Origin of the sequence: Pelagibaculum spongiae (assembly GCF_003097315.1) — a bacterium.
Taxonomy (GTDB): domain Bacteria; phylum Pseudomonadota; class Gammaproteobacteria; order Enterobacterales; family Pelagibaculaceae; genus Pelagibaculum; species Pelagibaculum spongiae.
Genome location: NZ_QDDL01000008.1, coordinates 194,857 through 204,926, shown reverse-complemented (window position 1 = coordinate 204,926; position 10,070 = coordinate 194,857). Strand labels below are relative to the sequence as shown.

At 42.9% G+C, this 10,070-nt stretch carries 9 protein-coding genes; 4 read left to right on the top strand and 5 right to left on the bottom strand.

All coding sequences use genetic code 11. The annotated features are described in order from the left end of the window. Positions 1 to 1,021 precede the first annotated feature (1,021 nt). A complete protein-coding gene (locus tag DC094_RS17075) occupies positions 1,022 to 2,461 on the top strand; it encodes an alanine/glycine:cation symporter family protein (protein WP_116688331.1) in 1,440 nt (479 codons plus the stop codon). A 157-nt stretch (positions 2,462 to 2,618) separates the two neighbouring features. Here DC094_RS17075 and DC094_RS17070 read toward each other — a convergent pair whose 3' ends face one another. The 5 genes from DC094_RS17070 to DC094_RS17050 form a co-directional block, all read right to left on the bottom strand. Further along, a complete protein-coding gene (locus DC094_RS17070; protein ID WP_116688330.1) occupies positions 2,619 to 3,134 on the bottom strand; it encodes a macro domain-containing protein in 516 nt (171 codons plus the stop codon). 53 nt (positions 3,135 to 3,187) lie between these two features. Then, complete coding sequence (locus tag DC094_RS17065; RefSeq protein WP_158527371.1) at positions 3,188 to 3,907, bottom strand: SIMPL domain-containing protein; 720 nt, start codon at positions 3,905 to 3,907, stop codon at positions 3,188 to 3,190. A gap of 12 nt (positions 3,908 to 3,919) precedes the next feature. Further along, entirely contained in the window at positions 3,920 to 4,255 is a 336-nt protein-coding gene (locus DC094_RS17060) for a DUF3461 family protein (protein WP_116688328.1), read from the bottom strand. Between the two features lie 134 nt (positions 4,256 to 4,389). Then, positions 4,390 to 4,740 (bottom strand): hypothetical protein, encoded by a 351-nt coding sequence (locus DC094_RS17055; RefSeq protein WP_116688327.1) that lies wholly within the window; start codon positions 4,738 to 4,740, stop codon positions 4,390 to 4,392. 81 nt (positions 4,741 to 4,821) lie between these two features. Further along, positions 4,822 to 5,145, bottom strand: a complete 324-nt coding sequence (locus DC094_RS17050) for an ArsR/SmtB family transcription factor (RefSeq protein WP_241504079.1) — start codon at positions 5,143 to 5,145, stop codon at positions 4,822 to 4,824. A 62-nt stretch (positions 5,146 to 5,207) separates the two neighbouring features. On the opposite strand from DC094_RS17050, the gene DC094_RS17045 reads away from it, so the two are divergent. Genes DC094_RS17045 through DC094_RS17035 form a run of 3 tightly spaced genes read left to right on the top strand, consistent with a single transcriptional unit; the run spans position 5,208 to position 10,047 of the window. Beyond that, positions 5,208 to 7,817: an efflux RND transporter permease subunit gene (locus tag DC094_RS17045; RefSeq protein ID WP_241504078.1), complete on the top strand. Its 2,610-nt coding sequence runs from the start codon at positions 5,208 to 5,210 to the stop codon at positions 7,815 to 7,817. Positions 7,818 to 7,840: 23 nt separating this feature from the next. Beyond that, complete coding sequence (locus DC094_RS17040) at positions 7,841 to 8,671, top strand: outer membrane lipoprotein-sorting protein (protein ID WP_116688325.1); 831 nt, start codon at positions 7,841 to 7,843, stop codon at positions 8,669 to 8,671. Further along, positions 8,668 to 10,047 carry a hypothetical protein gene (locus tag DC094_RS17035; RefSeq protein ID WP_116688324.1) on the top strand — a complete coding sequence of 460 codons (1,380 nt, stop codon included), beginning with the start codon at positions 8,668 to 8,670 and terminating at the stop codon, positions 10,045 to 10,047. Before DC094_RS17040 ends, DC094_RS17035 begins: the two co-directional genes overlap by 4 nt. The last annotated feature ends 23 nt before the right edge of the window (positions 10,048 to 10,070 follow it).

Genomic DNA, 10,070 nt, shown 5'->3' with positions numbered 1-10,070 from the left:
GTTGTGTCTCGTTGTTCGTGTCTCGTTCTGTTTGCGTTGCTGCCGTGACAGCGAGGTCGCATTATAGGGATACAAAGACAGAACACAAGCGGTTTGCTAAAGAATCTGCCAGAAAAAGTAAGTTATCGGTAATGTGCAAGCTAAGTGGTTGATTGTGCGTGCGAGCCGCCTGCAGAGTGGTTTATTCAATCCAAAAAAACCATCGAATCTGACTCTGCTAAAAGCTAGTTAGCTGTAGCAAACAGCTCCAATCTAGTAGTTAGCACTATATAGGTAGTGACTCACCAACTACTCGAGGTCGAAAAGGCAATATCGAGCTTGTCAAAATCTACTGCATATAAATGTAGCGCTAGCAGATTTGAATATGGTGCTTGTACATAACTAAATTGCAACCTCCTCTCTTCTCTCTTCTCTCTTCTCTCTAGCGAATGCTGATAGATCGAACGACCCCGATTAAACCCTTCAAATCTGACAACATGGCTCAACTAAAACAAATTAACGACAATTAAATTAAAACTAACAATCAATCAATTGGTTAGGGTTTACTTCTAGTTTTCCTCGCTGTTACAGCATCAACATGAAAACAAGGTAAATCACTGAAAAATACTGTGAAATAGTGGTTCAGATTATTACCAGCACAAACTGAAACTATTGCCCGGTGCTAATAAATCACCATTTCAACCTATTACAATTTCAAAATCTGGCATTACTGGTCAAACCAAAGCACTCGAAACTATAAATATATTTTAATTACGATGTTTTTATAATCTTGGTCAAATGTTATTCATTTTTATAAATTTGTAACGCATTGTTTTAATAGTTAGTTTAATTTTCGCAAGATACTTGCGTTGATGTTTGTCATGGAGTTGTTGGCTGTAAAAACCCAGTATGAGAGTTTCGACCAGTTCGCATGCAGATAATTTGCTACGGATTTCTTCCGGTTCTGAGTACTAAATTGATAATTTTTTACCGGAAAAATGGTTAGACACATTTCAATATATAATAGTTAACGGGTGCATTTATGAGCGAGTTTTTATCCCAATTTGTTTCAATGGGAAATACGATAATTTGGGGCTACATCCTTATTTATCTGTTGGTTGGTGTTGGTGTTTACTACACCTTTAAAACTAAATTTATTCAGTTCCGCCGCTTTGGCCATATGATTGAACTGATCAAAACCAGCCGTAACAATCCTGATAAAAACAATATTTCATCTTTTCAGGCGTTCTGTACCGGCCTGGCAGCCCGTGTAGGTACGGGCAACCTAGCGGGTGTTGCAATTGCAATCAGTCTTGGTGGACCTGGTGCAGTGTTCTGGATGTGGGCTATTGCCCTGATTGGTATGTCGACTGGTTTTATCGAGTCATTACTGGCTCAGGTGTATAAGATTAAAAACCCAGACGGTTCTTTCCGTGGCGGCCCTGCTTACTATATGGAACAAGGCCTTGGCCAGCGCTGGATGGGTACTGCATTTGCGATCTTTTTGATTATTGCATTTGGTTTTGCTTTTAACTCGGTTCAATCCAACACCATTGCAGCTGCTGTAGAAACTGCTTGGGGCATCGATAAAAGCGTTATGGGTATGGTGCTTGTTGTTCTGGCTGGTTTGAATATTTTTGGTGGTATTCGTGCAATTGGTCGAACCGCAGAAATTCTGGTGCCGTTTATGGCAGTCGCCTACCTTGGCTTGTCTTTATTTATTGTGGTTACTCACATCACTGAGATGCCAGCGGTATTTAGCTTGATCATTAAGAGTGCTTTCGGCCTGCAAGAAGCAGCCGGTGGTGTCGCCGGTTATGCAGTTGCCCAGGCAATGATGCAAGGTATTAAGCGCGGTTTGTTCTCTAACGAAGCAGGTATGGGTTCAGCACCCAACGCAGCAGCAGCAGCTCGTCCAACACCGAACCATCCTGCATCTCAAGGTTATATTCAGGCCTTTGGCGTATTTGTTGATACCATCATCATTTGCTCTGCAACCGCTGCTATCGTATTGCTTTCTGGTGTATTGGAATCTGGCAGTGAAGCAACCGGTATTGCCTTGACTCAGATTGCATTGAGTGAACTGGTGGGTAGCTGGGGAAGTGATTTTATTGCAGTGATTGTTTTGCTGTTCTCTTTCACTTCTATTATTGCCAACTATGCCTATGGCGAAAGCAACGTTGCTTACATCTTCAAAAGTAAGCATGCGATCACCATCTACCGTGTTGCGGTATTAGGCATGGTCATGATGGGTGCACTGGCTGAATTGCCAGCAGTATGGAATTTCGCTGACTTATCGATGGGCTTGATGGCGATTATCAACCTGATTGCAATTTTACTGCTGTCTAAGGTTGCCATGGCCGTACTGAGAGATTATGAAAAACAGGTTAGCGCAGGTAAGACACCTGAGTTTAATCCTGAAACATTGCCAGAGTTGAAAGGCAAAAAAATCTCTGAAGTGTGGACCAAGAAACAAGCCTAATTATTAGGGGATACTATTTGCTACTGGCAACGTGCCAGTAGCAAATATTTAATACAGCCTTTAATACCATTAGCATTGCGCACGACTTCTATTTATCTGACAAAATCAGCTTGGAATTAAAACCACCAGCCACACTTCGTCCCATAAAATAAAACTATTAGCGGTTTAAGTGCGTCCAGCTTTCTTGCCAAATTTGGTAATCATCTTCAGAAAATAACACTACATAAATAGTCTCGATGGATTCAGACTGACGCTGAAGAAATTGCTTACAAACTTTCAGCGCAACCTCAGAAGCCATTACCGATGGATAGCCATAAATCCCGGTACTGATCGCAGGAAAAGCAATACTTTTACAGTGGTTAGCATCGGCAACCAATAAGCTATAGCGATAAGCGTCCGCTAAAACAGTCGCCTCATGACTCCGACCGCCTTCCCATACTGGGCCAACTGCATGAATCAGAAACTTCGATGGCAAGTCGAAACCATGGGTGATTCTTGCCTCGCCCGGCGGACAAGGTGCCTGCTCAGCACACTCTTCGGCCAGACCTTCTCCAGCTGCCTGAAAAATCGCCCCGCAAACGCCACCACCTTCTGTTAACTGCTCATTAGCAGCATTTACAATGGCATCTACCTGCATGGTGACTAAGTCACCCTTGATGATTTCGATTGCCATGACTTGCGCTCCTTATATCTATCAAACATTTATCAAATTTGCTGTTTAATCGATTATGGACGCTGCAATGAAAACTCGACATCTACCCGAGCAGAAACTGCTTCAGTTCCAGCAGCAAAAGGAGCGGCTGCGGCCGAGCCAGACATTTCTGCCATCATTCGGTATTGCGGCTGCGGTGCATTACTGCCGCTCTCACGAATAGATACTGCCCCCCCTAATTGCTGACCGGTTTGCTTAGCTAACAACGTAGCTTTCTGAGTGGCTGCTTTCATCGCCTTAACCAGCGCTTGTCGATATAAAGATTCACGATCATCAAATGCCGGCTCAATACCCGTTAGCTGATTAGCGCCTGCTGCGACTGCACCATCAAGTAACCCAGGGAATTTTGATAAGTCACGCAAACGAAAAGTTACTTGCCGGTTTAAACGATATACTTGCTCGTACTCTCGGCGGCTATTATTTGAAAGTAATTTCAGTGGCCGTTGAATTTGGCCAATATTCACTCGTGCAGCTTTAATGTCTCGATCTTGCAAACCCAATTTTTTTGCCAGCTTTAGTAGCCGATCAACTTTCTGATTCACTTGCCGTTGCATTGGTTTAAGGTCGCCACCTTCTTCCACTACCGAAAAATGAAATAACATTTGGTCCGGAACGGCTTCAACCTGCGCCTGACCAAATACGCTAATCCGCTCTTTAACCTGGTCGGCAACAACTATCGTGTTGTAGCCAATACCACAACAAAATATTCCAACGGCAAGTGCTAATTTTTTCATGACCATATCCTTTTAATCTTCAAGCTGTTCAATTTCGTGACGTATTTCAGCCAACTTAGAGTGCACTACCTTTTCAAGATGTGAAATATCAGCCATTAACTTTTCTTTACGGCTTTTCACTTCATGCTTACGGCGGCAAATCGTTTCTAGTTCTTGAATAACAGCCAAACGAAGCTGACCGTCTTCTTCACTACGCTGAAATTTGAATTTATGGCTTTTGGAAAACAGTTCGCTTCCAGATTTTTTGAGGTAAACCTTGAGGACGTCAAACACGCCTTCCCTGCGGAAAATGAAACTTTCAATACGCTGAGGTTGCTCTATTCCAAGCTTGTTCAAGTGGGGATACATTGGCAGCTCCGTTCAGCTCTGACTTTATCACCAGACGCTCATTTAGAACGGAACCACCAAGTTGGTCAATGGGAATTATGTATAAAATGTATTTGCCGGATCTGAATCACCGACAAACAACAAAGCAGAAGCGCTCAAGTGGAATAGCCATTAATTTCAAGTTCGCAGATACGCTTTTGTTGCATGGCCATTTCCATCACCATGCCGCGCTGTTGACTACGACAACTATCCTGATAACTCTCTATCGATTGAGCAACCAGATCACCAATAAACTGCGCCTGATTTTCGTCATACTCAGGGGGAAGTTGTAACTCTATTTCTACATCAGGTAAATACATGTACTGAGGCAACAAACCTTTTAGTGAAGCTTGCCAGGCCTTCAATACATCTGGATCGCTGTGCTGCAGATGGTTATCTATGATGTTTTCTATCTCTTTTTGCCACAGGGTTTCTTGCCGGGGAAACTCGATAATCTTTGCTGTCATAAAATTCTCCTTTCTCCGCTTGCTCCTTGCTCTTAATTTAGACTAGCGGAGAAATCAGAAAATTCCCGGCACAGGTCTGTGCTAACTACAAAAACGCCGGTGCAAAACTCCCACAATCTCACTGGTGACAGGGTCTGCCAGCGAGTAAAAAATTGTTTGCGCATCGCGACGAGTTTTTACTAAACCATCACGGCGAAGCACTGCAAGGTGCTGGCTCAACGCTGATTGGCTCAAATCTAGCGATTCATTTAACTGACCGACCGACATCTCAATGCCATCTAGCATGCACAGAATCATCAATCGATTGACATTGGCTAACGCCTTGAGCAGTCGAGTTGCCTCCCCAGCATTTTCTCTTAGCTCAGTCATGTTCGTGCCAGTCTCCTGACCACAAGGTAACGTCATTCCAACTCTCCCACATACTATCTAAAAATTAGATATTGCTAATTTAGCAGATTCTAATAGAATTGGCTGCATTAGAAGATACTAATGAAGATGCACTGAAAATGACATATATACCTTCGTCCGATCCACACATGCCTAAAATGGCTGAAAGATTGCTGGCTCTGTCACTCAATGCACCGCGTGCTGTTTTTATGACCACATTGGTTGCGGTTATTATTTCAATCGTTGCAGCGTTTAATATCCAAATCGATACAGACCCGGAAAATATGCTGCCTTATCAGCAACAAGACCGGGTTTTTCACCGCCAAGTAAAACAAGACTTCGAATTATACGACAGCCTTGTTGTCGGATTGGTCAGTGAAACAACCATTTACCAGCCAGAAACACTGGCAAGATTAAAAACCCTAACTGATCAAATCAAACAGATTGAAGGGGTTGTTCCGCAACAAGTTTTATCTTTTTCTACCGTGGATAACATCCGACAGGAATCCGGGGCAATTCGTTTTGAATGGTTAATGCCCCAAGCGCCAAAATCTGAGCAACAAGCCAGCAAAATTGCTATCTCCGTTGCTAAGCTACCCATGCTCAAGGATACCCTTGGCTCAGGTAATGGACAGGCCGCGGCGATATACGTTCCCATTCTTGACAAACATCTTAGTTACGACATATCACAAAAAATTCGAGCACTTTCAGAAAAACCCATAGCAGGCATAGACTTGCACATTACTGGTCTACCTGTTGCGGAAGATACATTTGGCATAGAAATGTTTATTCAAATGGCGGTCTCTGCACCGGCGGCGGCAGTTTTGATTTTTATTCTGCTGTGGTTTTTCTTTAGAAGCCTGTCACTAATTACCGCACCCATGTTACTAGCGATGGTAACCGTTATTGTCACCATGGGCGCTCTGATTGGTAGCGGGTTTTCAGTTCATATTATGAGCTCGATGATTCCGATCTTCTTAATGCCAATTGCTGTGGTCGATTCAGTGCATTTGCTATCTGAATTTGCTGATCGTTATCACCCTGGTAGCAGCCGTCGGCAAGTATTGGCTGAAATTTTTGCCGAACTCTATCGGCCGATGCTGTTTACCTCAATTACCTCGGCTTTAGGCTTCGCATCTTTAGCCTTCACCCCGATTCCGCCGGTACAAGTATTCGGTTTATATATCGCTGGTGGCATTTTATTAGCCTTCCTACTCACTCTGACTTTTCTGCCTGCTTGGATCATGATGCTGTCAGAGAAACAATTGGCGGTGATGCAGCGCGCACACCACGGTGCTAATAGTGATAACAATCGCGGTGAAAATAGCGGAAAGAGTGCCAGCGGAAAATTAGCTCGGCTATTACCTTCAATCGGTCGCTTTGCTTTGAACTATCGCCTGCCGATTACCTTGACTAGCGTGGCATTACTGGCAATTTCAGGCTGGGGAATCTCTACCATCCAAATTAACGACAATCCGGTACGCTGGTTTAAGTCAGATCACGAGATTCGAATTGCAGATAAACAGCTCAACCAACATTTTGCCGGCACTTACGATGCCTGGTTTGTTATGGAGCAAACTCAGCCACCAAAAATTTCAGGTGCACTTAAAAAAGTAATTGTCGATTTATCGGTTGCTGAATTAACCGAAAATTCTCTGCAACAAGCAATTGATCAAAACCAGATAGATCAACTAATTGATCTAGCCAACAATCAACTCGATTCAGATGAAGATCGATATGAACAATGGATTGAAGTAATCGATGGTCTAGAACAAATACAAAGTGATTCTCGTTATTTCCGAAACCCTCAGATATTGGCTTATATGGATCGCTTAGCTGAATACCTTGAATCACAACCTGAAATTGGCAAGGTAAATAGCTTGCCAATGTTAATCAAAACAGTTTTCCGCGAATTAAATAGCGGCCAACAACAAGATTTCCGCTTACCTGACAGCCAAGCTGGTGTCGCCCAGGCATTGTTAAGTTATCAATCTTCGCATCGGCCTGATGATTTATGGCACTTGGTAACACCGGATTATCGTAAAAGCTTACTTTGGCTTCAGCTAAAAAGTGGCGATAACCAAGACATGAGTATTGTGCTGGATAAGGTTCAGCAATGGATCGATGACAATCCACTACCTGAAGGTGTAACCACTAATTGGGCAGGCCTTACTTATATCAATGTAATCTGGCAGCAAGAAATGGTCGCTGGTATGGCAAACAGTCTGCTAAGTGCATTTATTGCAGTACTGGTTGTTATGACGCTTTTATTCCGCTCATTTAAATATGGTTTATTAGCGATGGCGCCGCTCACTCTGACCATTTCTTTAATTTACGGAATTATCGGATTTATTGGTAAAGATTACGATATGCCAATTGCTGTTTTATCGGCATTAACTCTCGGACTTTCAGTCGATTTCGCCATTCATTTCTTACAACGAGCTCGCTCACTTTACCAAGAATATAACGACTGGCAAAAGGCCATCGCAGAAATGTTTCAGGAGCCCGCTAGAGCAATAGCCCGAAATGCTTTAGTCATTGCCATTGGTTTTACTCCGTTATTATTGGCACCACTAGTTCCGTATATCACCGTTGGATTCTTCCTAGCTGCAATTATGGCAATTTCTGCTTTGGTGACTCTATTACTACTACCAGCATTGCTTTTCAGCTTTAGAAAAACACTGGCATAAACAGAATCAATAGGAATTTGGACATGAAATTATCAAGTTTGGCTTTATTAATTCCAATGCTGTTTGGCAGTGCAGTTACTTCTATTAATGCTGAGGAAAATGCCAGCAATGGCATGACTGCCGACCAGTTAGTCGCTAAAGCAAATTTAGCTAGCTATTACGCCGGCAATGATGGCCGCGCTAAAGTTCGGATGATTATCGAAGATAACCAAGGCCGCAAACAGCGGCGTGAATTTACCATTTTGCGCAAAGATAAAAGCGACGGTGGCTTACAAGATATGTTGGTGATTTTCAGCCGTCCTAGAGATGTTCGCAATACTGCGTTTCGTGTTGCGAGAAACCCTAATGGTGAAGACGATCGCTGGCTTTATTTGCCTGGATTAGATCTAGTCAAAAGAATTGCTTCTGGAGATAAACGTTCTAGTTTTGTTGGTGCTCATTTCTTTTATGAAGATGTTTCTGGCCGCAATCCGCAAGCCGACCAACACCAGTTACTAGAAGAAACCGCTGATTTTTATCGACTAGAAAATACTCCAAAGAAACCTGATCAAGTTGAGTTTGATAGTTACCAAGTGTGGATAAGTAAAACCAGCTGGATTCCGAAAAAAATAGAATATAAAAAAAATGGCAAGATATATCGCCGAATAGAAGCATTGAAAATTGAAACTATCGCCGGTATTCCAACCGTCACTTTATCTCGAGTATCTGATTTGCAAAGTGGCGGAAAAACCACCATGAAATTTGTTCAGGTGAGTTATGACCTTGGGCTACCTGATAGTATTTTCAGCGAAAGGGCATTAAGAAAGCCTCCTGCTACTTGGTTGAAGCAACATAAGTCTGAGAAAAAATCATGAGCAAGCATCTCTCTCTATGGCTGGCTGTTTTAGTGTTGTCTCAACCTGCTTGGGGGAATGAAAACTTACAGCTGGTATCAACTCAAAATGAACAACTAGATTCAGAATTTGATAGCGACTTTTCTGATGACAATTTTTCAGATGATGGCTTTTTAGATGACGCGTGGAACGATACTGATCAACAAGAAAGCCTATGGTTTGTCCAAGGTTTTAGTGAATTCGGCGGCGGTATAAAAACCCATGACGGCCTAATTAGCAATGATGCTAGCTTGCTGGAACTACGACAAAGAGTTGATGCCGACTATAGCGGTGAAAACATCCAATTTTCTGGCAAGCTGGATGTTTTTTACGATGATTTATCCATCGATTATTCTGACAACCAAGCAGCTAACCAAGGCGAACTAAAATATAAATTACGCCAAGCCCGCTTTGATTTATCTTTGGCAGATACTGACCTACGCCTTGGCCGGCAAACACACACATGGGGATTAGGCGATTTAATTTTTTTGAATGATTTATTTCCAAAAAATTGGGTGGCGTTTTTTAGCGGGCTTGATGATGAATACATGAAGCAGCCGCAAACCAGCATCAAGCTATCTCACTCTTTTTCAGATTGGAATATAGAATTGGTGGTTAGCCCTGAATTTGCCCCAAGCCAATCAATTAGTGGGCAACGTTTTGTCTGGTTTGATCCAAGAGTTCAATCAGTTGCCGCAACTGATCCACAAGCCAACCAGACTAAGCAGAGCGAATGGGCGATTCGTGCCAGTCGATCAATTGATCGCTATGAACTAGCTTTATACGGCTATCGCGGTTTTTATAAGCTGCCCGCTGCAATCAATGACGATAATATTTTTTATCATCCTCGTTTAAGCAGCCTTGGCTTTAGCCTGCAAGGACCATGGGATGAGCGATTATTCAAGCTTGAATCCAGCATATATATGTCAGAAGACAATCGCTCTGGCCAGCTGGCCAACCTACCGAATGACCAATTTCGGCTATTGGTCGGTGTCGAACAGGAAGTTGCCAGCAAGCTAACGCTTGGCCTGCAATATTACCTAGAAAATACTTTGGACTATCAGCAACTGAAGCAAAGTCGCCTTGGTGATGACACCATTGCTGATCGTTATCGACAATTACTGACAGCGCGCCTTACTCAACAGGCCCTGCAAGATAAATTAATTATCAGCCTGCTCAGCTTTTACTCGCCAACTGACCAAGATGCCTACCTGAGGCCGCAAATACATTACAAACCAGACGATCAATGGCGAATAAGTGCTGGAGGCAACCTGTTCTACGGTAAAAAAATTCACACTTTCTTTGGTCAATTCGAAGAAAACACCAATCTCTGGCTGCGCTTGAGATACCAATATTAATTACCCACAACTTATCTCGGGAG